Origin of the sequence: Rathayibacter sp. AY1D5 (assembly GCF_002932515.1) — a bacterium.
In the GTDB taxonomy this organism is placed as follows: domain Bacteria; phylum Actinomycetota; class Actinomycetes; order Actinomycetales; family Microbacteriaceae; genus Rathayibacter.
This window is the reverse complement of record NZ_PSVU01000016.1, coordinates 11457-35767: the sequence shown is the minus strand read 5'-3', so window position 1 is coordinate 35767 and position 24311 is coordinate 11457. Positions and strand designations below refer to the sequence as shown.

Genomic DNA, 24311 nt, shown 5'->3' with positions numbered 1-24311 from the left:
CTCACGCGGCGCGCTCCCGACGATCGGCGGCGAGTGCGGCCGCGACTCGGCGCGCACCTGCGTGGTGCGGATCGAGAGCGACGGCCTCGTCGGCGAGCCGTCCGGCCTCGTCGGCACGGCCCTCACCGGCCAGGATCCGCGCGAGGAGGACGAGCACTCCGGCTCGCTCGCTCGCGGGTGCGACGACGGCGGCACGGCGGAGCAGCGGGGCGAGCGCTCCCGCCGCGCCGGGGTCACCGCTCCGCGCCGACCGCAGCACGCGGTCCGCACCGCGGCTGCGCTGCACGGCCACGACGAGCGCAGCCAGGCCCGCAGGCCGGACCTCGGGATCGGGACCGGTGAGAGCTCGCCGGACGAGGTCGTCGACGCCGTGCAACAGCACGTCGGGCAGTTCGGCCCGCGGGTGGCGGTCGAGGAGACGGTCGACCGCGGCGGCCACCGCTCGCGGGTCGTCCCGGTCGCCGGCCTCGAGCCCGTCGTCGCGGCCGGACGACGGGAGCACGGCGACGCGGAGGGCGAGGCCGGGGAGCCGGCGCGCACGCTCCTCGAGGGCGGCGACGAGTCCCTCGCACGACTCCGGACCCGCCTCGCCGGGATGCACCAGCGCGAGTGCTCGCTGCACCCGCCCGAACCGCCCGAGCGCGCCGAGGCAGGCCCGCGCGACCAGGGCCGGATCCGCCCCCGACAGCTCGAAGCGGAGCGAGCCGCTCGGCGCGCCGGCCCGGAACGGGACGAGCACGAGGCTCGCCTCCGCCGCACCCCGCCGGGATCCGTGAGCGGCATGGAACAGTGCGGCGTCGTCGGGTGAGGCCGGGACACGCGAGGCGGGAGCGGGGCGGAGGAGGAGCGCTGAGGAGGTCATGCTGCGATCCTGCCGACCACCGCACCCGCCGGGAGCGACGGTCCTCCGGGATCATCGGAAGGATCTCGAGATCGTCGCCTGTGGAGGAATAGGTCCCATCGACACCGAATCGCCGGCGCACGGATGGCGCCCTCTGGCCAGGAATCCCTCCACAGGGGCCGATCGGCCGAGTTCTGCACCGGCGTCCGATTCCCGCCGGTCGGTGGGGAGTCCCGCGGATACTCTCGACGCATGAGAACGACTCCCCTTCACGTCCGACGGACGACGAGCCCCCTCGGCCGCATCGAGGTGGGCAGCGACGGCGATGCGATCGTCTCGCTCGCCATCGAGCAGGCCGGTCTGCTCCCGCACGAGCACCTCCCGGAGTCGGACCTCCCGGTGCTCCTGCGGGCCGTCGAGCAGCTGGACGAGTACTTCGACGGGACCCGCCGCTCTTTCGATCTGCCGGTCGCTCTGCGCGGCACGCCCTTCCAGCTCGAGATCTGGCAGCGGCTCCAGGCTCTGGGCTTCGGGGAGATCACCTCCTACGGCGCACTGGGCACGGCCGCCGGTCGCCCCCGGGCGGGCCGGCCCATCGGCGGAGCGGTCGGTGCGAACCCGGTGCCGATCATCGTGGGCTGCCACCGCGTCCTCGCGAGCGACGGACGGATCACCGGCTTCAGCGCGGGCGAGGGCGTCGCCACGAAAGCCTGGCTTCTCGATCACGAGGGGATCCCCCACCGATGAGCACGGCCGACGGACTCGTCGAGGGAGAGGACGGCCTGGTCCGCTGCGCCTGGAGCGGCGCGGATCCGGAGTACCGCCGCTACCACGACGAGGAATGGGGCACCCCGCTGCACGGAGATCGCCCGCTGTTCGAGAAGATCTCCCTCGAGGCGTTCCAGTCCGGCCTCTCCTGGATCACGATCCTCCGCAAGCGGCCGAGGTTCCGCGAGGCCTTCGACGGCTTCGATCCGGCCCGGGTCGCCCGGTACGACGACACCGATGTCGAGCGGCTGATGGAGGACAGCGGCATCATCCGGAACCGCGCGAAGATCATCGCCACCCGGGACAACGCCCGGGCCGTGCTCGCGCTCCTGGAGCAGAGAGGCGAGGGCGCGCTCGACGAGCTCGTGTGGTCCTTCCACGATCCGGACGTCGAGGACCGGGTGGTCCGAGCCGCCGACGTCCCTGCGACGACGCCCGGGTCGACGGCGCTCGCGCGAGCGCTGAAGGCCGCTGGGCTCCGCTTCGTCGGACCGACCACCGCGTACGCGCTGATGCAGTCGGCCGGAGTCGTCGACGACCACCTCACCGGCTGCTGGCGCCGACGCTGACGCCTACGACTCCGGCACGACGAGGTCGAGCTCTCCCGTGTGCCGGTTCTCGGCGAGCAGGAACCCGCGCCCGGCCGCCCACGCCGAGAGCTCGCCGAGTGACTCCGTCGCCACCCGGTCCTCCGCCAGCGCCCTGACGAAGCGCCCCTTGCCCTGCTTGTTGAAGTGGTTCAGCGACCGGAGGGCGCCGTCGGCCCCGCGCGAGCGGACGCGGACGAAGAACCGCCCCTCGCCCGCGGGAACCGGTCCGAGCGCCGCGTACGCCTCGCTCCGCAGATCGAGGACGAGCCCGTCGAGCGCGCTCAGCACCCGCCCGGCCTCCGCTGCCCACCAGCGCTTGAGCGGCCTCCCCGGGACGCGGGAGTCGTGGGACAGACGGTAGGCAGGGATCAGGTCGAGGGCGCGGATCGGCCCCCAGAGCGCGGACTGCACGATCGCCGTCCGACCGAGCACCTCCCGTGCACCGGGATCGAGGCTGCGCGCGTCGAGCGCATCGAAGAGCACCCCGTCGAAGCGGTCGACCGCGGGGAGGCCTGCCGCGGTCGCGAGCGCCGCGTTGCGATCGATCTCGCCGAGCTGACGCGGACCGAGCTTCAGCGCCCGGGCCGAGAGCTCGCGGTCCCCGGCCAGCGCGATCAGCGCCTCCGCCAGCTCGCGCCGCTTCGGGTGGAGCTCGGGGAAGGCGAGCGACTCGAGCACGAACGGCTCGTCGCCGCCGTCGCGCTTCGTCTCGGACGGTGGCAGCAGGACGTGCACAGGACTCCTTCGGAGAAGAGGGACGGGCGGCACGACGAAGGGGCCGGACGATCGCGATGATCGTCCGGCCCCTCCGTGCCGCGGTGAGCGGCGGTGTACTAGACCAGCGATGCCTGACGGGCGACCACGGTCACCACGTCGTTCTCGACGGACAGGAAGCCGTCGTCGGCCTGCGCGGTGAGACGCGTGCCGTCCAGGGCCGTGACGCGCACCTCGCCGGTGGCGAGGATCGCGAGCATCGGCTCGTGGCCGGCGAGGATGCCGATCTCGCCCTCGACGGTGCGAGCCGTGAGCTGCTTCGCCTCTCCGGACCACACCTCGGCGTTCGCGGACACGACGCTGACCTTCAGGGTCCCGGCCATGATCAGCCGTTCTCCTTCTGGATCTGGGTCCACTTCTCCTCGACGTCCGAGATCGAGCCGACGTTGAAGAACGCCTGCTCGGCCACGTGGTCGAACTCGCCCTTGGTGATCGCGTCGAACGACTCGATCGTGTCCTTCAGCGGGACGGTCGAGCCCTCGACACCCGTGAACTTCTTCGCCATGTAGGTGTTCTGCGAGAGGAACTGCTGGATCCGGCGCGCACGCGACACCGTGATCTTGTCCTCCTCCGACAGCTCGTCGACACCGAGGATCGCGATGATCTCCTGCAGCTCCTTGTTCTTCTGCAGGATCTGCTTCACGTTCGTCGCCACGCGGTAGTGGTCGGCGCCCAGGTAGCGGGGGTCGAGGATGCGCGAGGTGGACGTGAGCGGGTCGACGGCCGGGTAGAGGCCCTTCGACGCGATCTCGCGGGAGAGCTCGGTGGTCGCGTCGAGGTGGGCGAAGGTGGTTGCCGGCGCCGGGTCCGTGTAGTCGTCGGCGGGGACGTAGATCGCCTGCAGCGAGGTGATCGAGTGTCCGCGCGTCGAGGTGATGCGCTCCTGGAGCACACCCATCTCGTCGGCGAGGTTCGGCTGGTAGCCCACCGCGGAGGGCATGCGGCCCAGGAGGGTCGACACCTCCGAGCCGGCCTGCGTGAAGCGGAAGATGTTGTCGATGAAGAGCAGCACGTCCTGCTTCTGCACATCGCGGAAGTACTCCGCCATGGTCAGTGCCGACAGGGCGACGCGCAGACGCGTTCCCGGCGGCTCGTCCATCTGGCCGAAGACGAGCGCGGTCTTGTCGAAGACGCCCGCCTCCTCCATCTCGGCGATGAGGTCGTTGCCCTCACGGGTGCGCTCGCCGACGCCGGCGAACACCGACACTCCACCGTGGTCCTGCGCGACGCGCTGGATCATCTCCTGGATGAGGACGGTCTTGCCGACGCCCGCTCCGCCGAACAGGCCGATCTTGCCGCCCTGCACGTACGGAGTGAGCAAGTCGATGACCTTGATGCCGGTCTCGAACAGCTCGGTCTTGGACTCGAGCTGGTCGAACTGCGGGGGCTTGCGGTGGATGGGCCAGCGCTCGGTGATCTCGAACGACTCTCCGTTGATCTTCCCGTCGGCGTCGGCGTTGAGCACCTCACCGATCACGTTGAAGACCTTGCCCTTGGTCACGTCGCCGACCGGGACCGAGATCGGCAGGCCGGTGTCGTGGACCTCCTGGCCGCGGACGAGTCCGTCGGTGGGGTTCAGGGAGATGGCCCGGACGAGGTCGTCGCCCAGGTGCTGCGCGACCTCGAAGGTCAGCTTGCTCGAGACGCCCTCGACCTCGACGTGCGTGTAGAGCGCGTTGTAGACCTCGGGGATCGCGTCGTGGGGGAACTCGATGTCAACGACGGGGCCGGTGACGCGGGCGATGCGGCCGATGGCCCCGCCCGACGTCCCGGTCGCCGCCTCAGGTGCGGTCAGTGTCATTGCTACTTCCTTCTGTGGTCTCACCGCTCCCGGAGGGCGGAGTCGAAACTGTGTGGAGCGGAGCCCTCTTACTTGGAGGAGGACAGGGCGTCGGCGCCGCCGACGATCTCGGCGATCTGCTGCGTGATCTCGGTCTGGCGGGCGTTGTTGGCGAGACGGGTGTAGGTCTTGATCAGCGTGTCCGCGTTGTCGCTCGCCGACTTCATGGCCTTCTGGCGTGCCGCGTGCTCCGAGGCCGCCGACTGCAGCATCGCGTTGAAGATGCGGCTCTCGACGTACACGGGCAGGAGGCGGTCGAGGACCGTCTCGGGGTCGGGCTCGAACTCGTAGAGCGGGTACAGCTCGCTGTTCTGCTCCTCGGCGCCCTCGACGACCTCGAGCGGCAGCAGCCGGACGACGGTCGGCTGCTGGGTGACCATGCTGACGAAGCAGTTGTAGACGAGGTGGATCTCGTCCACGCCGCCCTCCTCGTCATCGAGGTTGTACGACTCGACGACCGCGTCCGCGATCTCCTTCGCCGTCTCGAACACGGGCTGGTCGGTGCCGCCCGTCCAGACGCGGACGCTGGCCCGCTTCCGGAACGAGAAGTACGCGTTCGCCTTGCGGCCGACCAGGTAGAAGACCACCTCCTTGCCCTCGCTGCGCAGCAGCGCGGCCAGCTCCTCGGCCTCCTTGAGCACGCTCGAGGAGAACGCGCCGGCGAGGCCGCGGTCGGAGGTGAAGATCACGATCGCGGCCGTGTCCAGCTTCTCGCGCTCGGTCGTGAGCGGGTGCTCCACGTTCGAGTAGGTCGCGACAGCGGACACGGCGCGCGTGATCGCGTTCGAGTACGGCGCCGCGGCAGCGACGCGGTTCTGCGCCTTCTGGATGCGCGAGGCCGAGATCAGCTCCATGGCCCGAGTGATCTTCTTGGTCGTCTGGGCCGAGCGGATCTTCGACCGGTAGACCCGGAGTTGCGCTCCCATGTGTCTCCTGTTGTCCTAAAAGTGGCGAATCGACGGGGTGCCGCTGGTCAGCGACGGCCCTTGACGATCTTCTCCTGGCCGACCTCGTCGGCCGCGATGGCCTGGTGCTCCTCGCGCCCGACCGAGGCGAGCGGCTTGCCCTCACCGGTCTGGAACTCCAGCTTGAAGCCGTCGACGGCACGGTTGAGCTCGGCGACGGTGTCGTCGGAGAGCACGTTGGTGTCGCGGAGGGTGTTCAGCACCTGGGTGTTGCGGCCCAGGTAGTCCAGGAGCTCGCGCTCGAAGCGCAGCACGTCGGGGACCGGGACCTCGTCGAGCTTGCCGTTCGTTCCGGCCCAGATCGAGACGACCTGCTCCTCTACGGGGTACGGCGAGTACTGCGGCTGCTTGAGCAGCTCGGTCAGGCGGGCGCCGCGGGCGAGCTGACGGCGCGAGGCGGCGTCGAGGTCGGAGGCGAACATCGCGAAGGCCTCGAGCGAGCGGTACTGCGCCAGCTCGAGCTTCAGCGTGCCGGAGACCTTCTTGATCGACTTGACCTGCGCGTCGCCGCCGACCCGCGAGACCGAGATGCCCACGTCGACCGCGGGACGCTGGTTGGCGTTGAAGAGGTCGGACTGGAGGAAGATCTGGCCGTCGGTGATCGAGATCACGTTGGTCGGGATGTAGGCCGAGACGTCGTTCGCCTTGGTCTCGATGATCGGGAGACCGGTCATCGAGCCGGCGCCGAGCTCGTCGGACAACTTCGCGCAGCGCTCCAGCAGACGGGAGTGCAGGTAGAAGACGTCACCCGGGTACGCCTCGCGTCCCGGCGGGCGGCGCAGGAGGAGCGACACGGCGCGGTAGGCCTCGGCCTGCTTCGACAGGTCGTCGAAGATGATCAGGACGTGCTTGCCGCCGTACATCCAGTGCTGGCCGATGGCCGAGCCGGTGTAGGGGGCGAGGTACTTGAAGCCGGCGGGGTCGGAGGCCGGGGACGCGACGATGGTCGTGTACTCCATCGCTCCGGCGTCCTCGAGCGCGCCCTTCACCGAGGCGATGGTCGAGCCCTTCTGGCCGATGGCGACGTAGATGCAGCGGACCTGCTTGTTCGTGTCGCCCGACTCCCAGTTGGCCTTCTGGTTGATGATCGTGTCGATCGCGATGGCCGTCTTGCCGGTCTGGCGGTCGCCGATGATGAGCTGGCGCTGGCCGCGGCCGACCGGGATCATCGCGTCGATGGCCTTGATGCCGGTCTGCAGCGGCTCGTGGACCGACTTGCGCGACATGACGCCGGGAGCCTGGAGCTCGAGGGCGCGGCGGCCCTCGGAGGCGATCTCGCCGAGCCCGTCGATCGGGTTGCCGAGCGGGTCGACGACGCGGCCGAGGTAGCCGTCGCCGACGGGGACCGAGAGGACCTCGCCGGTGCGGGTGACCTCCATGCCCTCCTCGATGCCGGAGAACTCGCCGAGGACGACGACGCCGATCTCGTTCTCGTCGAGGTTCTGGGCCAGGCCCAGGACACCGTTGGAGAAGCGGATGAGCTCGTTGGCCATGACGCCGGGGAGGCCCTCGACGTGGGCGATGCCGTCGGCGGCGTCGATGACGTAGCCGACCTCGGTGGTGGAGGCCTTGCCCGGCTCGTACGACGAGACGAAGTCCTTCAGCGCGTCGCGGATCTCATCCGGGCTGATGGTGATATCTGCCATGGGAATTCCTATTCGTTGGGTCCGTGCGAGCCGAAGAGGTCGTCGGGGCCTGACCTGGATGGTGCGGGGGTCGAGGGCAGTGCCCTCTGAGGATACGTGCGCCCGTCAGGACGCGAGCTGGAGCTTCAGGTCGGACAGCCGTGCGGAGACGGTTCCGTCGATGACCTCGTCGCCGACGTGCAGGCGCATCCCGCCCAGGAGGGAGGGATCGACCACGACGTTGACGGAGACCGGTCGGCTGTACTGGCGCGTGAGCGCCGAGCGGAGCCGGTCGAGCTGCTCGGGGGCGATCGGTGCGGCGACCGAGACCGTGGCGAGGATGAACCCGCCCTGGTCGGCGACCACGCCTGCTGCGAAGCGGACGAGCTCCGGGATGCGGCGACCGCGCGGGTGCGCGATCAGCTGCCGGAGGATCGCCAGCGTCTCGGCCGCGGCCTTGCCCTCGAGGAGGCGCTGCACGAGCGCGACCTTCGAGTCGGCGGCGGCGAGCTTGCTGCCGAGCGCGAGCTCGAGCTGGGCGTCGGAGGCGACGACCTCGCCGAAGGAGTGGAGCTCCTTCTCGAGGTTGACGCCCTCCGGAGCGGAGGACGCGATCGCGCGGACCCCGACCTCCTCGACCCCGGCGACCATGTCGCTCGGGCTCGACCAGCGGTGGCCGACGATCACGGTGAGCAGGCGCTTGGCCGGCTCGCCGAAGGGACCGAACACGCGGGCGACGAGAGCCTGCTTGCTGCTCGAGTCGGCGCTCGGGTCGGCGAGGGCCGCGCGCAGCTGCGCCTGGCCGTCGATGACCCGTGCGGCCTCGAAGAGCTGCTGGGCCGTGTCGAGGGACGCCTGACCGGCGAGGGCGGAGAGCTCCGCCTTCGCCGATGCGAGTGCCTGCCTGGACGCGCTGCCCATCAGTTGTTCGCCTTCTCCGAGGCCTCGAGGTCGGCGAGGAAGCGGTCCACGATCGCGGACGCCTTCGCGTCGTCGTTGAGGCTCTCGCCGATCACGCCGGAGGCGAGGTCGATGGCGAGGGTTCCGACTTCGGAGCGGAGCGAGACCACGGCGGCCTGACGGTCCGCCTCGATCTGGGCGTGCGCGTTGTGGAGGATGCGCTCGGCCTCGACCTGCGCCTGCTCCTTCTTCGCCGCCACGATCGCGTTGCCGTCGGCGTTCGCCTTCTCGCGGATCACTCCGGCCTCGGCGCGGGCCTCGGCCAGCTGGGCGGTGTACTTCTCGAGGGCGGCCTCGGCCTGTCGCTGGGCCTCGTCGGCCTTCGCGATGTTCCCCTCGATCGCGGCGGAGCGCGCGTCGAGCATCTTCTGCAGGCGCGGCAGGACCAGCCTCCAGAAGAAGAACAGCAGGATGAGGAAGATCACCCCCGACCAGAAGAAGTCGTAGAACTCCGGGATCAGAATGACCGCGGGGACGTCACCTTCTTCCGCAGCGATGTTCACAGCGGTGCTGAACACGACTACGCCGCGAAGATGAAGTAGGTGGCGAGGCCGATGAGCGCGAGCACCTCGGTGAACGCGATGCCGAGGAACATCGTGGTCTGGAGGCGGCCGGCCATCTCGGGCTGGCGCGCCATGGCCTCGACGGTCTTGCCCGCGACGATGCCGACACCGATGCCGGGGCCGATCGCTGCGAGGCCGTAACCGACCGTCGCGATGTTGCCGGTGAGTTCGGCGAGAACGGTGACTGAGTCCACGAGTGGGTCCTTTCAGTGGGGTGATCGTGAGAACGGGCGGGAGCCCGTGAGTAGTGGGGTCAGTGCTCCTCGGCGACGGCCAACTGGATGTAGACCGCAGCGAGGAGGGTGAAGATGTAGGCCTGCAGCACGGCGACGAGGAGCTCGAAGAGCGTGAACGCACCGCCGAAGGCGAAGGTCACGACGCCGAAGAGCTTGAAGCCCGGGTCGATCTGGGAGCTGAAGAGGAAGAACTGCGTGGCCGAGAAGCACAGCACCAGCAGGAGGTGGCCGACGATCATGTTCATCACGAGCCGCAGTGCGAGCGAGAGCGGACGGATGATGAACGTCTGCAGCAGCTCGATCGGCGTGAGGATGAAGTAGATCAGGAACGGCGCTCCGGGCGGGAACAGGGCGTTCTTGAAGAAGCCCATCCCCCGGTCCTTGATGCCCGCGTAGATGAACGTCACGTAGGCGACCAGGCCGAGGAAGAGCGGCATGCCCACCACGGAGGTCCCCGCGATGTTCAGGAACGGGACGATGCCGGTCAGGTTCATCGAGATGATCGCGAAGAAGATCGTCACGAGGATCGGGAGGAACCGGCGCGCGTCCTTCTCGCCGAGGATGTCCTTGGCGATGGTGACGCGGACGAAGTCGAACGCGAGCTCGACGACGTTCTGGAATCGGCCGGGGACGAGGCGCAGCTTGCGCGTCCCGAGCCAGAAGAACAGCATCAGTGCGATGACCGCGATGAAGCGGACCAGCATGACGCGGTTGATCTCGAAAGGGGTTCCCTCGAAGAGGAAACCGGGCGGGAAGAACTCGGAGATCGACGGGGTGTGGAAGTCACTCTCACCGGTCGAGGACGAGACCAACAGGGTCACAGCGTTAGCAAACAGCGCTAGCTCCTGGAATTCGGGGCGTGGCACGTTGCAGCCGACCGAATCGAATCATTCGGACGCAACGCTCTCGCGACGACGAAAGGTGGGGTTTTCCGCTCGGACGGCGATCGTGCTCGACGACCGCCATCAACGATGAGACGATCTGAGGACACGTTCGCCTGCGGGATTCGTCCCTACTGTAGCAACAGAACGGCCTGAGAGCCGAATCGTGGTCCTCTCAGGAACCGTTCGGCTCGTCCTCATCGAGCGATGTCGCTGACGTTCGGCATGCGCGAGCGCGAGACGACGAGGACGTCGATCACCAGGGACCCCAGGACGGCGACGATGATCGTGACGAACATCGCGGTGCTGTTCAGCCACGGCTGATCGCGCAGGACCAGGGCGGCGATCACGAACAGCACGAACTTGGCGAGCCACGTGCCGAGGACGACGGCGAAGAACCCGCCGATGTCGAGGCGGTTGGCGACGAGGATGCTCGCGGCGGTGAGGAGCACCATCACGCCGCCGACGATCGCGCCGAGGAGGGCTCCGATCGCGCCCTCTCCCCCGGCGGCGATCCCGCCGACGACGGTGCCGAGAACGGCCAGGGCGAGCACGAAGAGGCCGCCCACGACCAGCGCGCGGCGCAGGACGGGGACGGACGCGGGCTGCGGACGGGGGGTGGCCGGGGAGGCTCCGGTCATGATGCTTCCTTCCGCGCCGTGGTCGGCGCTGTCGTGTCCCGGTCGATCGGGAGTCCGGCCGGCGGACGGAGCAGCTCCGTCGAGGACGCGCGGTCGAGGGGGTCGAGGACGGGTGAGGCCTCCGCGGACTGCGCCGCCGCCTCGAGCCGCTTGCGGCGGCTGAGCGGGGCGAGCGTGACGACGGTGCAGACCAGCAGACCGACTCCGAGGAAGACGAGCGGGACCCACAGCACGTCGACCACGAACATCAGCAGGCAGCTGACGGCGACGACGGCGGTCCACGCGTAGAAGATCAGCACGGCGTGCAGGTGGGAGTGCCCCATGTCGAGCAGGCGGTGGTGCAGGTGCTTCCGGTCGGCGCTGAACGGCGACTTTCCCGCGCGCAGGCGCCTGATCACAGCGAGGCCGAAGTCCATCAGCGGCACCACGAGGATCGCGAACGGCAGGATGATCGGGATGAACGCGGGCAGGAGCTCCTTCGCCGCGAGCTGGGCCGGGTCGATCTGGCCGGTGACCGCGATCGCGGAGGTGGCCATCAGCATCCCGATCAGCAGTGCGCCGCTGTCGCCCATGAACATCCGCGCCGGACGCCAGTTGATGGGGAGGAATCCGGCGCAGGCGCCGACCAGCAGGACCGCGATGAGCGAGGCCAGGTTGAAGTAGTCGGTGGGCGAGGTCTGCTGCACCAGCAGGTAGCTGTAGAGGAAGAAGACGCCGTTGGCGATCAGGGCGACGCCCGCCACGAGGCCGTCGAGGCCGTCGATGAAGTTGAGAGCGTTGGTGACCAGGACGATCGCGAGCACGGTGATGATCAGCGACATCCACGGCGAGCCGACGGTCAGGCCGCCGATCGGCAGGGAGACGATCTGCACGCCCTTCCAGGCGATCAGGCCCGCGGCGATCAGCTGACCGGCCAGCTTCGTGGTCCAGTCCAGGTCCCAGATGTCGTCGGCGACGCCGATGAGGACGATGAGCAGGCTCGCGCCGAGGATCGCGAGGATAGGCTCGGGATTGGCGAACACCAGCCGGAAGTAGGGCAGCTGGGAGGCGATGCCGAAGCCGACGAGGATCCCGAGGAACATCGCGATGCCGCCCAGGCGGGGGGTCGGCCGCGTGTGCATGTCCCTGACGCGGATCTTCGGGTAGAGCCGGTACTTCAGGCTCAGCTTCCAGATGACCCACGACAGCGCTCCGGTCACGAGCGCGACCGCGAGCGAGACGAGGGCGAAGGTGATCACCGGTTACTCACCCGGAGCGGAGTCGGTGCGGGCGGCGCCGGTGCCGGGCGTCGGCGCGTTCGTGCTCGACGAGCCCGTGTCCGGCGCATCGGCGGAATCGACGGGCGCGGAGTCGCCGGGCGCGGAGTCGTCCTGCAGGCGGGCGCCGGAGGCCCAGTCGGGGCGCGCGGTCGGGGTCCGCTCGAAGGCGTACGGGTCGCTGCCGGTCGCGGTCTCGGCGGGCTCCTGCTGGTCCCCGGCCTGCGCCGCGCCGGCCGTGGAGGCGTCGGGCTCCGACGTCTCGGCACGAGGCGCGTCCGGATCCGGCAGCAGGTCTCCGACGACCTCGCGGATCCGCTCGGCCGACACGACGCCCTGGCGCAGGATGCGCAGGGTGCCGCCCTCGAAGCTCAGCGCTGTCGCGTCGACGATCGTCGAGGACTCGCTGGCGCCCGCGGGGCGGTCGCTGTAGCGCGATCCGGCGGCGCCGGCGTCGAGATAGACGTCGACGGAGTCGCCGAGCTGGTCGAACGCCTCCTGTGCGGTCGTGGCCGAGGGCTGCCCCGTGCGATTGGCGGAGGAGACCGCCAGCGGGCCGGTCTCGGCGAGGAGCTCGATCGTCACCGGGTTGTCCGGCATGCGCAGCGCCACGGTCCCGCGCGTCTCGCCCAGGTCCCAGACCAGTGAGGGCTGGGCGTGCAGGACGATGGTGAGCCCGCCGGGCCAGAACTCGCGCGCGAGGTCGCGCACCGCCTCCGGCACGTTCTCGGCGAGGGCGTCGAGGGCGGCCACGTCCCCGATCAGGACGGGCGGCGGCGACTGCCTCGTCCGTCCCTTCGCGTCGAGCAGGCGCTGGACCGCGGCGGCGTCGAACGCGTTGGCCGCGACGCCGTAGACGGTGTCGGTGGGGATCACCACGAGCTCGCCGCGGCCGATGGCCGTCCGCGCGAGACGGGTGCCGGTCAGGAGGTCCGTGTCGACGGAGCAGTCGTAGATGCGTGCCATAACGGGTCGATGATACCGGCGCGGTCCGTGTCCGGACCGGCTGCGGCGCGGCGGTCGCGTCAGCGCCGCCCGAGGCCGGGGCTCGGCGGCCGTCGCAGCGGCGCCCGACCCGCGCCGGCCGAGGCCGCCGGAGCGCTTCCGTGAGGCACTCGGCCCGGCGTGGCGGGCGCCTCCGCCGACAGGACGCCCACGAGCGCCACGGAGACGGCGAGCGTCGCGAGCGAGTGCTGATCGCCGAACCAGGTGGTGTTGTCGGCCATCCCGTGCAGGAACGTCCAGAGGACGGCGACGGCGAGCGCCCCGACGGCGACGGCCTCGTTCCGGGCGACCCGGAGGAGCAGGCGCACGACGGCGACGGTGGTGAGGAGGAGGAACGCGAGGACGGGGAGCGCGATCAGGAGCCCGCCGTTGGTCCACGCGGTGACGAGGAGGTTGTGAGGCGGGCGCGGCTCGCTGTGCTGGGTGAACTGCGACCCGCGCGCCAGCCACAGCTCCTGCCATCCGCCGTACCCCAGCCCCAGCAGCCAGTTGTCGGGGAACGCACTCGCAGCCAGGCGCAGGAAGTCGCCGCGGGCCCCGAGCGTGAGCAGGCCCGCCTCCGCCAGCTGAGGGAAGGACACGGCGACGGCGTACACGGCCGTGATCCCGGAGGGGATGGTGATCATCCAGGCGACCGGACCGAGGCTGCGTCCCTTGAGTCCGCGGATCGCGGCGACCAGCAGGGGCAGGACGATCGCGAGGACGATCGCGGTCTTGGACAGCGTGAAGAGGGCGCCGACCAGCCCGGCGACGGCGACGAGCAGGAGGAGCCTCCCCCGCTGCCGTCTCCAGACGGCGAAGGCCAGCGCGCCGGTCGTGGCCATGTACATCGAGGCGATGTTGCCGTTGAGGAAGAACCCTCCCGACTTCTCCTGCAGGACGTTGTTGAAGGACGTCGTGAAGATGTCCCGCACGTAGATGTCGGAGAACAGCACCGCGTCCGGCCACCGGAGGTAGGCGGTCTCCTGCACGGGATCGAGCTGGAAGAGGATCGTGAGCGTCACCTGGAGGAGGAACACGGGCGCCGCCCAGTTGAGGGCGCGGCCGACGACACGCCAGGCGCCGTCGCCGAGCCCGCGGACGGCCAGGTACGGAGTGAGGAAGGAGACGACGGAGACCACGTCGCGCAGCGCGGCCGCGCGTGCTCCGGAGTAGGTGAGCGCGAAGAGGGTGCCGGCGATCACGAGGAGGACCACGACCACGAACCGGTCGATCCGCCCGCCGCGCAGCCGAGCCACGGAGTACGGGAGGAAGAGCAGGCTCCAGGCGACCGGAGCGGTGACGGGGCCCAGGGTGTAGAGCTGCACGACGCTCAGCGCCAGGAGCACCGCGAGGAAGACGAGGACGATCCGCTCGTGCCGCCGCTGAGCGGGATCCGCCGACGCGCGCGACGGCCGCCCGCGGGTCTCCGGAGCGTCGGTGACGCGGGTCGCGGCGATGACGGAGGGACGAGAGGCGGTCGGGCGGCGGAGGAGGGCGTCGTCGGCGTGGCGGCCCATGTCAGAGCCGTTCCGCGGAGGTGCCGGTGGCGGCCTCCGTCTGGCGGAGCGGAGGAGCGGCGCGCCGATTCCGGGACGACGGGCCGACCTCTCGCGGCGGGAGGGTCGTCCGCGGGCGCCGGTCCGGGGCGGGAGGCGGATCGAGCAGCACGGGAGAGGCGGTGGCGTCGGCGGACGCGGGCGGGAGAAGGGATGCAGGTGGCATGTCGCGCCGACACTAATCGCGCGGCACGAGCCTCGACGGGCTTGGCGCGGAACGTCGATCCGTGTGCGCGCGGCGGTCCCGCCTCAGTCGCGGGGGTGTGCCAGCAGCTCGTCCGCGCGGCGGGCGATGCCCGGCCAGCCGAAGTCCGCCGCTCGGCGCCGCGACGCCGCAGCGACCTCCGCGCGTCGCCGGGGATCGCGCAGCGAGGCGATGAGGGCGGGGAGCTCCGCGAGGACGGCGTCCGCGACCTCCTCCTCCGTGCCCGGCGGGACGAGGACGGATCCGTCGACCACTCCGTCGGAGGTGCGCAGGATCTCGGGGAGGCCTCCGCGCTCGACCGTCACGACGGGGATCCCCCGCGAGAGCGCCTCCACCACCACCATCCCGAACGGCTCGTCCCAGCGGCAGGGGTAGAGCAGGAGCGCCGAGGAGCCGAACAGCTCCAGCAGGTCCTCGTGCCGGAGGAACGGGAGCCGGCGCACGACGCCGGGCAGGGTGGCGACCGCCTCGTTGAGCGCTCGGACGTACGGGGTGGGCGTCGCGTCGTCCCCGAGGCCCGATGCGCCGGCGATGACCAGCCGCAGATCGGCGCCGTGCTCGGTCCGCATCCGCTTCACGATCTCGACGGCCTCGCGGGCTCCCTTCTCGGCCACCAGCCTCCCGGCGAAGACCGCCTCCGCAGTACCGCCGAGCGGCGCCGGCGGGACCTCGGGCGGAGGGACGACCCCGTTGTACAGGACGGCTGTGGCGATCAGGCCGTACCGGTCGACCGCCCGGGCGCGCAGGAACTCGCTGCAGAAGATCCACTCGTCGACCGCGTCGAGGTAGCGCCGGGACGCGGCGGGATCGGGCGGCAGGTGATCGAGCAGGTCGTTGTGAAGGTGTGCGACGATCCGCCCCCGGTAGCCCAGGCGGCGCAGGCGCACGGCGTAGCGGGGGCGGTTGTGGATCCAGACCGTCGGGACACGGCGCAGCGACGGAGCGAGCACCAGCAGCCAGAAGCGGCCACCGAAGGACAGCCGACGCAGCTCGGCGCCCGGGTCGCTGTCGCGCCGACGCGCCAGGAGGAGTGCCGCGCGCCGCTGGACCGCGTAGATCCGCCGGTACAGGCGGTGCGGCCGGACGTCCACACCCGGTGACGCCGACGACCACGGCGCGTGCACGGCGATCCGGAGCGAGGACCGGGACACCGTCTCGCGGACCCAGGTCGCCACGGCTCCCCCGCTGCCGTCGAAGCGCTCCTCGGCGGCCAGCACCACGGCGACCTCGACCGGGGCGGCGGAGCCGAGCCGGAGCCGGGCGGGCAGTCGCGACAGGACGAGCGATCGCGCCTCGGCGATGTCGCGCCCCGGCGCCAGGAGGGCGGTCGCTCCCAGCACGAGGACCGCGAGCGCCAGCTCCACCGGGAGCAGCCGCAGGGGCGCGCCCTCGGGGAGCAGGCGGAGCAGGAGCAGCACGATCGCCATCGGTGCGGCGAGCAGCGGCCCCGCGGCGCACGCGCGCAGGAACGCGCCGAGGCGCACTCCGAGCACCACCCGCAGCACGGCGCAGGTGACGGCGAAGCCGAGAGCGCTCGAGAGCAGCAGCCCGCCGATCAAGCCGTCGAGTCCGAACAGCACTCCCCCGCCGACGATCATCGGGACCGTGATCGCGGTCTTCACGATGTTCACGACCAGCCCGAACCGCACCCGGTCCATCGCCATCAGGATGAAGCCGACCGGATTGCCGATCGCCCGCACCGCGCCCACCACCGTCAGTGCGCTCGTCATGCCCGCGATCCAGCCCCAGCCGGGTCCGTAGAACAGTCGCACGATCTCCTCGGAGCGCAGCGCCACCAGCATCAGCGGCGGGATGCTCGCCATGCTGAGCACCGCGGTGACGCGGAGGTGGTTCCGCGCGACGCGCTCACGGTCGTGCTGGATCGAGGAGAACACCGGGAACATCACCCGCGTCACGATCGGGTTGACCCTCGCGGGGAGGTTCACGGCGAGGTTGTATCCCAGGGTGTACCCGCCCAGCTGTGCCGGTCCGAGCAGGCGGCCGATCGCGAGCGAGCCGGCGTTCGAGCCCAGGTAGTTGACGATGCCGTCGAGGGTCTGGAAGACGCCGAAGGAGAGGAAGCGGGCGGTCTCGCGGATCCGGAACCGGAACCGCAGTCGGAACCAGCGCCGAGCCTGCAGGAGGGCGAGCACGGAGCGCAGAGCCGCGGTCGCGACGAGCCCCCACGCGTAGGAGAGCGCCCCTGCGCCCGAGACCGCGAGGCAGACCGTCACGGCGAAGCCGCCGACGAGAGCGATCGTCTCGGACACGGCGACCGCTCGGAACCGGATCCCCTTCTCGAGCACCGCTCTCGGCACCTGCCCGGCTGCGCTGCCCACGAACACGAGCGAGGCGACGGTGAGGACCGGCGCCGCGGCGGCGGACCCGAGCAGGGAGGCGATCGGTGCGGCGCCCAGGAGGACGGCGACGGTGACCAGGAGCCCGACGGAGAGGTTGAGCCAGAAGACCGACGAGAGCTCGAAGCTGGTCGCCCGCCGGCGCTGGATGATCGCCTGGGCGACCCCCATGCCGAGGAAGATGTCGACGAACGCGTTGAGCAGGGCGACGATCGCGATGATCCCCATCTCGGAGGGGTCCAGCAGTCTCGCCAGGAGCGCGAACTGCCCGAGCTGCACGACGAGCGCGACGGCGAACGAGACCGCCGTCCAGGCGGTCGCGTCGACGGTGCTCCGGCGCAGGCTCACCTTTCCCGCCCGGCGGAGGCCGGACGGAGGCCCGGTCGCGGATCGTCGGCGCGGTGCTCGGCGCGGCTCATCCGCGATCTCCGTCCGTCGTCGACGCTGACCGCCCGGCCGTCCGGTCGTAGAGGTCCTCTAGGTCGCGGATCCGCTCGGCGAGGTCGAACGAGGCGAGCACGCGCTCCCGCCCGGCCGCGCCCATCCGCGTCGCGCGGTCCGGGTCCCGGAGCAGGGCGGCGAGCGCCCCGGTCAGGCCGGGCACGTCCCCCTCCGGGACGAGCAGCCCGGTGACGCCGTCCTGGACCGCCTCCGGGACGCCGCCGTGGCGGTACGAGACGACGGGGACGCCTGCGAGCGCGGCCTCGAGGAAGACCATGCCGAAGCCCTCGGAGTCGCCTGTCGCCGCGGTCCGCGACGGTGCGCAGAAGACCGCGGCGCCGGCGAGGATGCGGGCGACCTCGGCGGGGGGCAGGGAGCCGGTGAAGGTCACCTGCAGGCCCAGCCGCGCCGCCTGCTCGACGAGCGCCTCCCGCAGGTGGCCGTCGCCGACGACGGTCAGGGGGACGTCCCGGATCGGTCCGGGGAGGGCGGCGACCGCCTCGAGCAGATCCGGAACGCCCTTCTTGTCGGTGAGGCGTCCGACGAAGACGATTCCCGCGCGCTCCGCAGCCGGTGCGGCCTCGGGGCGGGAGGTCGGGACGCCGATGTAGCCCACTCCGGTGCGCCGCGGGTCCGCCCCCAGGCGCAGGAGCCCGTCGGTGATGAAGCGGGACACGCCGATCACCGCGTGCGCGGTACGGAAGACGGTGCGGGCCTCGAGGGCGCGGTGAGCTCGGGCGAGGGGTCGGAGCAGGCGCGGAGCTCCGGTCGCGAGCGGCCAGCTGGTCACGTCGTAGCCGTGCCCCGTCACGACGAGCGGAAGGCGCCTCCTCCGTGCGTACCGGGCGATGGAGACGGCGTCGATGAGGAAGTGTGCATGGATGAGGGCGGGCCGGTGCTCATCGACGATCGCGTCGAGCCGTCGTGACACTCCGAGCCATCGCAGGAGGAGGGACCGCCGCCCGCGAGGGGTGATCGGATCGTGCAGGACGATGTCCGTGCGGTCGTGGAGGACGCCCGAGCCGGTGCGCTCGAGGCCCACTCCGAGGGCGCGCCAGCGCTCGAGTCCGTGCATCTGATTGCGGACGAACGTCTCGGAGTCCTGCAGCCACGCGCGCTTCCAGACCAGGACCAGCGGCCTCTCGCCGGCGACGCCGCCCGCGTGCTCAGCGGACGGCACGGCGCACCCGGTAGCGGAGGGCCGCGACCACGCTCGGCAGCACCCGCACGGCGTCGCCCAGATAGCGCCGCCAGAGCCTGCCGGGCTCCCGGCTGAGCCGGTGCGCCCACTCGAGGCCGAGGCGCTGCACCACGAGCGGCGCCCGCGGAATCTCGCCGGCGAGGAAGTCCACGGCGGCGCCGACGCCGAGGCACACCGCTCCCGTGCCGCCGACGACGAGCAGGCGCTCGCGAACCTCCTCCTGCTTGGGGGAGCCGAGGCAGAGCGCGACGATGCGGACGTCGGCCGTGCGCAGAGTCGAGGAGAGGCGGGCGAGGTAGGCGTCGTCCGCGAGCTCGGCCGGCTCCGGCGAGACGACGACCGGAACCTGGAGCCCGGCGAAGCGCTGCTGCAGCTCGGCGGCTGCGCGATCGCCGACTCCGGGGCGTCCGCCGATGAGAGCGACCGGCGCACCCTCGAGCGCCGCGCGGCGGCAGACCTCGGTGAAGAGGTCGATGCCCGTCACGCGGCTCGCCGTGCGGTGGCCGTACGAGCGGGCCAGCCAGACCAGAGGCGCCCCGTCGAGCACCACGAGGGACGCCCGGCCGTAGTACCGCCGGAACTCGCCGGAGTGCTTCCAGCGCACGAAGTGGTCGGTGTTCGGCGTGACGACCAGCTCGTCGCGGCCGCTCCGGGACAGCTCGAGCACGGCCTCCGCCGCCTCGTCGAGCGTGGTGATGCTGGCCGGCATCCGCTCGATGCGGCCGGTGATGTAGGAGGTCATGCCGGTGCTCCTCGGGGGTCGGTGCGGGAGGGAGGGAACGGAGCTGGTGTGCGGAAGGGGCCGGTCGCGGCCGCCTGCACGGGGACGGTCACGTCGTCCACCGGGTTCTCCTCCGATCGGAGAGCCGGCGGCGGGTGTCGTGCACGGCGTAGAGGATCCGGCTGAGCGCCGTGAAGGCGGCGGGGACGTGCTTGAGCACCAGCCCCAGGACGAGCAGCCGCGGCGACCGCGCGGAGCGGAGCACGCGGACGTCGCGCAGCGCCTCGGACCCGAGCCGGACGCCGGTCTCGACGAGCGCCGCGTCGGAGTTCTGGCGGATCGGGGTGAGCGCGACGGGGACGGCGTAGAACCAGGTCGTGAACCAGTCCGACAGCGGGCGCGGCACCTCCTCGAACGTTCGGGCGAGCGCCGCGCGCATCTCCTCGGCGCAGACCAGGAGGTTCCGGAGGTCCGGGTCGCGCCGACGGGTGATCGAGGACGCCGTGTAGACGTAGGAGTAGAGGATCTCCGGCACGAAGAGCACCCGTTCCGACGCCTGGACCGCCCGCAGCACGCCGACGAAGTCGGACTGGGAGCTCAAGCGCGGGAAGAGCTCCTCCTGCAGGACGGCGCGGCGGAAGAGCTTGTTCCAGAGGAAGCCGTGCAGGCGCCCGGACGCCATCCGCTCGAGAGCGAGTTCGGACGAGACCAGTTCGCGTCGGTCGAGACCGTCGATCACGCGTCCGGAGGTCGACTGCCGGGTGCGGTAGAGCGCCCGGCAGACGACGACGTCGGCCGCCGTCCGCTCGGCCTCGGCGGTGAGGGTCCGGAGGATCTCCGTGTCCCACTCGTCGTCGACGTCCACGAACCAGACGAACTCGGAGTCGATGCCGTCGAGGGCGCGGTTCCGGGCGGCAGCGACGCCGCCGTTCTGCTCGAGGAGCAGGACCCGGGCGTCCTCGCGTCCCTCGGCCCACTTCTCGAGCACCTCCGCCGTGCCGTCCGAGGACGCGTCGTCGACGAGGACGACCCGCGTCCCCGGTCCGAGAGTGAGTGCGAGCCGCGCGAGGAAGCCGTCGAGCCGGGCGATCGCGTTGTAGCAGGGAGCCACGACGGTCACCGAGTGCACGCCCCCGCTCACCGTCGGCCCCCGAGCTCGCGGTAGGCGGCGACGACGGGTCCGAAGACGGCGTCGGGCGAGGCGGCCTCGTCCACCCACGCCTTCGCGCGGTCGGCCTGCATCAGGAGCCCCTCGGGTCGCTCCAGAGCGGCGGCGACGAGCTCGGCGATCCGCTCCCCGTCGGCGTCGGCGGGGAGCAGGAGGCCCCGACCGTCGGCGAGCAACTCACCCACACCGCCGACGTCGGTCGCCACGACCGGGCGACGGCGTGCCATCGCTTCCAGCATCACGAGCGGAGTCCCCTCCCACCGCGAGGTCGACAGGAGGAGGTGCGCCGCGTCCAGCGCTCCGGTCACGTCCGCCGACGGACCGGCGAAGTCGACCACTCCGGCCCCCCGGGCTCGCTCGCGCAGCACCGGCAGCATCGGACCGTCGCCGAGCCAGGTGCCGGTGACGGGCCGGACCCGGGCGAGGGCCTCGACTGCCGCGAGGAAGCGGATCGGGTCCTTCTGCTCCGCGAGCCGCCCGATGCCGAGGACGCGGACGACCGGCTCGGCGAGTTCCGGCGCGAGCGCGGGCTCCGCGGTGACGTTCGCCGGGGCGTTGCCGGTGACCACGACGCGCTCCTGCGGGCGGCCGTAGCCCTCGACGACCATCCGCCCCACGGAGGCGGAGACGGCGAACACCCGCCGGGAGCGGAAGGAGAGCGCTCGACGGTCGATCCCGGGCAGCTCGGTGTGCGCGTGCTCGACCACGGGGACACCGAGCGCGGCGCCGACGAGGAGGGCCAGCAGAGCCTCGCGGCGCTGGTGGGCGTGCAGGACGTGCGGGCGGAACCGGCGGACGGCGAGTGCGATCTCGCGCAGATCGGCCGCGAAGCCCTGTCCGGGTCTCGGCACCACGAAGACGGGCGACTCCTGCGCGGCGCGGTCGCTGAGCGGCCCGGGACGCCCCCAGTAGGCGGTCTCGCAGCCGTGCTCGCGGCTCCACGCACCCAGGGAGAGGGCCACACGCTGCGCGCCCCCGTCCTCGAAGGAGTCGAGGACGTGCAGGATCCGCAGGGATCGGGAACGGGCGGCCCTCATGAGAGTGCCCCGTCGGGAACCGCGCCCGGGAAGCGGACGTCGAGTTCGGCCAGGACGGCGTCGACGTCGCGGCCCATCGTCCCGGGGTCGACGTCGTAGTGATCGGCGAGGAGGTCGACGACCTCGTCCCGGGGCCGGCGCTGCCGGATCGCGGCCTCGAAGACCGAGGCGGCGCTCAGCGAGAGCACGATCGGGGGCACCGACGGGCGGGACAGGTCGAGCACGTAGACCTGACGGTCCGTGCGCTCGACGGCGAAGCGCTGGGCCGGCGGCGCGCTGCCACCCTGCGCCTCGGCGGAGGCCTCCACCGGATGCACGGCGCTCGCCGCGGGATCGGACGAGGCCGGGAGGTCGCTCACCGGCGCCGTGGTCGCCGCGATCGCCTCGAACGAGGACGCCGGGCCCTGCTTCTCGCTGCGGCCGCTCAGCGCCACCCTGGCGAAACCGGTGAGGGCCAAGGGGAGGCCTCGGAGCGCCCGCAGGGTCCGCTCCCCCCGGAGCCGGAGCCGACGTCGGACCGTCGTCGCCTCGGGATGGCTCGCCTCGAGATCCGCGCGGGTGGGGAAGGCGGCTCTCAGCAGCAGGCCTCCCTTCAGGCGCCAGGGAGCGGACGCCACGGCATGCAGCCAGTTGAAGGTGTGCCGGTCGGAGCTGCGGCGCACGTCCCAGAGAGTCTGGGCGTGCCGGTAGCGCTCCTCAGGCGCGGCGGGGACTCCCCAGGAGGTGAGGAGCTCCGTCATCGGCGTCTGCGCGCCGAGCTCGACGGCCGCGTCGCGGATCGCCTCGCGCTCCTCGCTCGGAAGGCCGGCGCCGTGCGCCTTCAGAACCGCCAGCGCCGTGGTCGCCGAGGCGGAGCGCGCGCTGCGCAGCTGGTGCAGGGCGTGCAGCACGAGGTGGTGCGCGCGCCCGGGGATCCGCAGGGTCTCGTCGCTCAGCGGCAGATCCTCGGCGGCCGCCCAGAGGCGGTCGAAGACGATCCGCTCCTCCTCGAAGGCACCCGGGAAGGAGCGGTGGACGTCGACGTCGCACGGCCACGAGGGGTGGACGAGCGTGATCGAGTGGTCGACGAAGAGCGTCCAGCTGAGAGCCTCGGCGCGGCGGCGCCAGCCCATCGAGGCGAGCAGCCCGAGAGCCTCGTCGAAGCGCTCGGGGTCGACCCAGAGGTCGACGTCGGCCGACGTCATCGGCGCGCGGATCCCCTGGCGGTGCAGACCCTCGCCCTTCACCACGAGGCTGCGGACGCCGTGCGTCCGCAGGGTGTACTGCACCAGCACGGCGGCCAGGCGCAGGGCGACGGCGTTCGGCAGCATCGCGTCGGCGGAGGCGCCGACAGCAGGAACCGGTTCAGGCGACACGGACGCGTCCCTCCGCGAGGGCGAGGATCTCCTCGGCCGCGACGGACCACGGGCGCTCCCGCGCGAGCTCGGCGGCCCCCCGGGAGAGAGCCGTCCACTCGCGCCGGAGCCGATGGAGGGCGTCCTCGTACTCCTCGCGCGTCGCGTCGTCGGAGAGGACCACGCCCGCCCCCGCCGCGCAGAGATCGGCCAGGACGCTCGACTCGATCGCGAGGACCGGCAGCCCGCTCGCCAGCGCGTCGAGTCCGGCGGCCGCGCCGGTCGTCGACGGCGTCAGGTGGGCGTACACGTGGGAGTGGCGGAGCACCTCGACGACGCCGTCGCGGTCCTGCTCGCCGACGGAGCGCAGCCCCGACGCGAGGTCGTCGGCGATGCCGCCGCCGTCGTCGATCACGGTGACGTACTCGGTGCCGTCCAGCCGGGCGAGGAGATCGAGCCGCTCGGCGCCCCGGTCGAGACCGGAGGCTCCCACGGCGGCGAAGCGGAGGGGCCCGTCGGGGGCGGACGGTGTCGGGAACGACGCGTCCGGCAGGCCCAGGGGCACGACCGTTCCCGCGAGGGCTGACGCGAGCCGCTCCGTCGGGGCGACGACGACAGCACCGCGGCGCTCCTCCTCGAACCGGAGGCGCGGGAGTGCCGGGAGGTCGTCGGCCAGGAGGACGGTCATCGGAGCGAGCCCGGCGAGCTCCACGGCCGTCCCCGGGAGAGCCACCACGAGGTCGGGCCGCTCCGGAGCGAGCAGTCGGCGGGCCCGGCGCGTGACGACGGCGAGCCCGACGGACCCGGCGCCCCTCCGGCGGGCGGGCTCGAGGAAGCGGGCGAGCACGCTGGGGCGGAGCTCCGCCCCGCTGAACCCCTCCGGGTCACCGGTCACCACGACCACGCGGTGCCCCTGGCGGCGCCAGGCGCGCTCGAGCGGAGCCGCGTGCCAGGCGTCGAGGGCGACGATCCCGATGGTCAGCACGGGCGGACTCCCCCCGTCAGGGGGGATCGGCGGCAGGGACCGGGAGACGGGAGGAGCGCGGAGTCCCGCTGGTCGATGACCTCGTGCACAGGGCGGTACCTCTCTCCGTCGCGGCAGGCGGAGCCGCGGACGTCGGAGAAGTTATCCCCGTGCCCGGCGGCCTCCGAGTGGGAGGCGCGATACGGACGCGGAGGCGGCGTGCGCGCCGCTCACGGAGTCGGATCGCGTCGGCAGCGATCGCTCGACCGTCAGTCCCCGCCACGGGTTCCGCGCCCGCCGCACCGGCATGCGGAGGCACCGAGGCGCCGCCGATAGAGTCGGCTCCGTGACCCTCTCCCCGCAGATCTTCACGCTCCCCTCGGCGGTGCAGCGGACCCCC

The 24311-nt window shown here is 71.8% G+C and carries 23 protein-coding genes; 2 read left to right on the top strand and 21 right to left on the bottom strand.

Annotated elements, in window-relative coordinates; genetic code table 11:
• Nucleotide 1: 1 nt before the first annotated feature.
• The gene (locus C5C82_RS06870) at nt 2-862 is read right to left on the bottom strand and encodes a hypothetical protein (RefSeq protein WP_104295002.1); all 861 of its coding nucleotides are present in this window, start codon (nt 860-862) and stop codon (nt 2-4) included.
• Nucleotides 863-1093: 231 nt separating this feature from the next.
• Between C5C82_RS06870 and C5C82_RS06865 the strand changes: the two genes are divergently transcribed.
• Both C5C82_RS06865 and C5C82_RS06860 read left to right on the top strand, forming a co-directional pair.
• The gene (locus C5C82_RS06865) at nt 1094-1588 is read left to right on the top strand and encodes a methylated-DNA--[protein]-cysteine S-methyltransferase (protein WP_104223029.1); all 495 of its coding nucleotides are present in this window, start codon (nt 1094-1096) and stop codon (nt 1586-1588) included.
• The gene (locus tag C5C82_RS06860; protein WP_104260210.1) at nt 1585-2178 is read left to right on the top strand and encodes a DNA-3-methyladenine glycosylase I; all 594 of its coding nucleotides are present in this window, start codon (nt 1585-1587) and stop codon (nt 2176-2178) included. Before C5C82_RS06865 ends, C5C82_RS06860 begins: the two co-directional genes overlap by 4 nt.
• Nucleotides 2179-2181: 3 nt before the next feature.
• Here C5C82_RS06860 and C5C82_RS06855 read toward each other — a convergent pair whose 3' ends face one another.
• The 20 genes from C5C82_RS06855 to C5C82_RS06760 form a co-directional block, all read right to left on the bottom strand.
• Entirely contained in the window at nt 2182-2934 is a 753-nt protein-coding gene (locus tag C5C82_RS06855; protein ID WP_104232700.1) for a YaaA family protein, read from the bottom strand.
• Nucleotides 2935-3032: 98 nt separating this feature from the next.
• Nucleotides 3033-3296, bottom strand: coding sequence for a F0F1 ATP synthase subunit epsilon (locus tag C5C82_RS06850; protein WP_104223026.1), 264 nt, complete (start codon nt 3294-3296; stop codon nt 3033-3035).
• A gap of 2 nt (nt 3297-3298) precedes the next feature.
• Nucleotides 3299-4774 (bottom strand): F0F1 ATP synthase subunit beta, encoded by a 1476-nt coding sequence (atpD, locus tag C5C82_RS06845; protein WP_104223025.1) that lies wholly within the window; start codon nt 4772-4774, stop codon nt 3299-3301.
• Between the two features lie 68 nt (nt 4775-4842).
• A complete protein-coding gene (locus tag C5C82_RS06840) occupies nt 4843-5739 on the bottom strand; it encodes a F0F1 ATP synthase subunit gamma (RefSeq protein ID WP_104354836.1) in 897 nt (298 codons plus the stop codon).
• 47 nt (nt 5740-5786) lie between these two features.
• Complete coding sequence (gene atpA, locus C5C82_RS06835; protein WP_104223023.1) at nt 5787-7424, bottom strand: F0F1 ATP synthase subunit alpha; 1638 nt, start codon at nt 7422-7424, stop codon at nt 5787-5789.
• A gap of 105 nt (nt 7425-7529) precedes the next feature.
• On the bottom strand, nt 7530-8324 hold the full coding sequence (locus tag C5C82_RS06830; RefSeq protein WP_104232703.1) for a F0F1 ATP synthase subunit delta: 795 nt from the start codon (nt 8322-8324) through the stop codon (nt 7530-7532).
• A complete protein-coding gene (locus C5C82_RS06825; RefSeq protein ID WP_244229449.1) occupies nt 8324-8881 on the bottom strand; it encodes a F0F1 ATP synthase subunit B in 558 nt (185 codons plus the stop codon). Before C5C82_RS06825 ends, C5C82_RS06830 begins: the two co-directional genes overlap by 1 nt.
• Before the next feature lie 2 nt (nt 8882-8883).
• Nucleotides 8884-9120, bottom strand: coding sequence for an ATP synthase F0 subunit C (locus C5C82_RS06820; RefSeq protein WP_055794702.1), 237 nt, complete (start codon nt 9118-9120; stop codon nt 8884-8886).
• A 59-nt stretch (nt 9121-9179) separates the two neighbouring features.
• Nucleotides 9180-9983 carry a F0F1 ATP synthase subunit A gene (gene atpB, locus C5C82_RS06815; protein ID WP_068254016.1) on the bottom strand — a complete coding sequence of 268 codons (804 nt, stop codon included), beginning with the start codon at nt 9981-9983 and terminating at the stop codon, nt 9180-9182.
• 257 nt (nt 9984-10240) lie between these two features.
• Entirely contained in the window at nt 10241-10684 is a 444-nt protein-coding gene (locus tag C5C82_RS06810) for a hypothetical protein (RefSeq protein WP_104223021.1), read from the bottom strand.
• Nucleotides 10681-11922: an MraY family glycosyltransferase gene (locus C5C82_RS06805; RefSeq protein ID WP_181065442.1), complete on the bottom strand. Its 1242-nt coding sequence runs from the start codon at nt 11920-11922 to the stop codon at nt 10681-10683. The genes C5C82_RS06810 and C5C82_RS06805 overlap by 4 nt, the downstream gene beginning before the upstream one ends.
• Nucleotides 11923-11925: 3 nt before the next feature.
• Nucleotides 11926-12906 (bottom strand): L-threonylcarbamoyladenylate synthase, encoded by a 981-nt coding sequence (locus C5C82_RS06800; protein WP_104295001.1) that lies wholly within the window; start codon nt 12904-12906, stop codon nt 11926-11928.
• A 59-nt stretch (nt 12907-12965) separates the two neighbouring features.
• Entirely contained in the window at nt 12966-14444 is a 1479-nt protein-coding gene (locus C5C82_RS06795; RefSeq protein WP_104295000.1) for an O-antigen ligase, read from the bottom strand.
• 288 nt (nt 14445-14732) lie between these two features.
• Nucleotides 14733-17393 carry an MOP flippase family protein gene (locus tag C5C82_RS06790; RefSeq protein ID WP_104354835.1) on the bottom strand — a complete coding sequence of 887 codons (2661 nt, stop codon included), beginning with the start codon at nt 17391-17393 and terminating at the stop codon, nt 14733-14735.
• A gap of 67 nt (nt 17394-17460) precedes the next feature.
• On the bottom strand, nt 17461-18666 hold the full coding sequence (locus C5C82_RS06785; RefSeq protein ID WP_104291523.1) for a glycosyltransferase: 1206 nt from the start codon (nt 18664-18666) through the stop codon (nt 17461-17463).
• Nucleotides 18653-19429 carry a WecB/TagA/CpsF family glycosyltransferase gene (locus C5C82_RS06780; protein ID WP_104291524.1) on the bottom strand — a complete coding sequence of 259 codons (777 nt, stop codon included), beginning with the start codon at nt 19427-19429 and terminating at the stop codon, nt 18653-18655. Before C5C82_RS06780 ends, C5C82_RS06785 begins: the two co-directional genes overlap by 14 nt.
• A gap of 88 nt (nt 19430-19517) precedes the next feature.
• Nucleotides 19518-20537 (bottom strand): glycosyltransferase family 2 protein, encoded by a 1020-nt coding sequence (locus C5C82_RS06775; RefSeq protein WP_181072712.1) that lies wholly within the window; start codon nt 20535-20537, stop codon nt 19518-19520.
• An 8-nt stretch (nt 20538-20545) separates the two neighbouring features.
• The gene (locus C5C82_RS06770; RefSeq protein WP_104232710.1) at nt 20546-21613 is read right to left on the bottom strand and encodes a glycosyltransferase family 4 protein; all 1068 of its coding nucleotides are present in this window, start codon (nt 21611-21613) and stop codon (nt 20546-20548) included.
• Complete coding sequence (locus C5C82_RS06765; RefSeq protein WP_146083677.1) at nt 21610-22968, bottom strand: PqqD family peptide modification chaperone; 1359 nt, start codon at nt 22966-22968, stop codon at nt 21610-21612. Before C5C82_RS06765 ends, C5C82_RS06770 begins: the two co-directional genes overlap by 4 nt.
• Nucleotides 22958-23932, bottom strand: a complete 975-nt coding sequence (locus C5C82_RS06760; RefSeq protein ID WP_104291528.1) for a hypothetical protein — start codon at nt 23930-23932, stop codon at nt 22958-22960. Before C5C82_RS06760 ends, C5C82_RS06765 begins: the two co-directional genes overlap by 11 nt.
• Between the last annotated feature and the right edge of the window lie 379 nt (nt 23933-24311).

What these genes read in the sequence shown, in the direction of transcription:
- C5C82_RS06870 (WP_104295002.1), bottom strand. Translation starts at nt 862, where the DNA reads ATGACCTCCTCAGCGCTCCTCCTCCGCCCCGCTCCCGCCTCGCGTGTC.
- C5C82_RS06865 (WP_104223029.1), top strand. Translation starts at nt 1,094, where the DNA reads ATGAGAACGACTCCCCTTCACGTCCGACGGACGACGAGCCCCCTCGGC.
- C5C82_RS06860 (WP_104260210.1), top strand. Translation starts at nt 1,585, where the DNA reads ATGAGCACGGCCGACGGACTCGTCGAGGGAGAGGACGGCCTGGTCCGC.
- C5C82_RS06850 (WP_104223026.1), bottom strand. Translation starts at nt 3,296, where the DNA reads ATGGCCGGGACCCTGAAGGTCAGCGTCGTGTCCGCGAACGCCGAGGTG.
- atpD (WP_104223025.1), bottom strand. Translation starts at nt 4,774, where the DNA reads ATGACACTGACCGCACCTGAGGCGGCGACCGGGACGTCGGGCGGGGCC.
- C5C82_RS06840 (WP_104354836.1), bottom strand. Translation starts at nt 5,739, where the DNA reads ATGGGAGCGCAACTCCGGGTCTACCGGTCGAAGATCCGCTCGGCCCAG.
- atpA (WP_104223023.1), bottom strand. Translation starts at nt 7,424, where the DNA reads ATGGCAGATATCACCATCAGCCCGGATGAGATCCGCGACGCGCTGAAG.
- C5C82_RS06830 (WP_104232703.1), bottom strand. Translation starts at nt 8,324, where the DNA reads ATGGGCAGCGCGTCCAGGCAGGCACTCGCATCGGCGAAGGCGGAGCTC.
- C5C82_RS06810 (WP_104223021.1), bottom strand. Translation starts at nt 10,684, where the DNA reads ATGACCGGAGCCTCCCCGGCCACCCCCCGTCCGCAGCCCGCGTCCGTC.
- C5C82_RS06800 (WP_104295001.1), bottom strand. Translation starts at nt 12,906, where the DNA reads ATGGCACGCATCTACGACTGCTCCGTCGACACGGACCTCCTGACCGGC.
- C5C82_RS06795 (WP_104295000.1), bottom strand. Translation starts at nt 14,444, where the DNA reads ATGGGCCGCCACGCCGACGACGCCCTCCTCCGCCGCCCGACCGCCTCT.
- C5C82_RS06780 (WP_104291524.1), bottom strand. Translation starts at nt 19,429, where the DNA reads ATGACCTCCTACATCACCGGCCGCATCGAGCGGATGCCGGCCAGCATC.
- C5C82_RS06770 (WP_104232710.1), bottom strand. Translation starts at nt 21,613, where the DNA reads ATGAGGGCCGCCCGTTCCCGATCCCTGCGGATCCTGCACGTCCTCGAC.